Source organism: Pseudomonas yamanorum, assembly GCF_013386765.1.
In the GTDB taxonomy this organism is placed as follows: domain Bacteria; phylum Pseudomonadota; class Gammaproteobacteria; order Pseudomonadales; family Pseudomonadaceae; genus Aquipseudomonas; species Aquipseudomonas yamanorum_A.
Map to the genome: position 1 here is coordinate 4,141 of NZ_JACARE010000080.1, position 328 is coordinate 4,468.

Genomic DNA, 328 nt, shown 5'->3' on the forward strand with positions numbered 1-328 from the left:
TGGAGCCCAAGGTGTTGATTGCTGATGAGTGTGTGTCGGCGCTGGATGCGCTGGTTCAGGTGCAGATTCTGGAGTTGCTGGAGTCGCTGCAGCGGCGGTTGAAGTTGAGCATTGTGTTTATTACCCATGATCTGCGGGTGGCTGCGCGGTTGTGTGATCGGATTGCGGTGATGCACCGGGGGCGGGTGGTGGAGCAGGGGGAGACGGGGGCGCTGTTTGCGGATGCGCGGCATCCGTATACGCGGGAGTTGTTGATGGCTGAGGCGATCTGATTCGTGGACGCTTTGGGTACATATCCATTATTCAGGTAACGGCTACTTATGGTTTC

At 57.3% G+C, this 328-nt stretch carries 1 pseudogene; it reads left to right on the forward strand.

Going from position 1 to position 328, the window contains the following annotated elements:
• Positions 1-272: pseudogene (locus HX875_RS32975) on the forward strand (microcin ABC transporter ATP-binding protein); the annotation flags it as partial.
• Between the last annotated feature and the right edge of the window lie 56 nt (positions 273-328).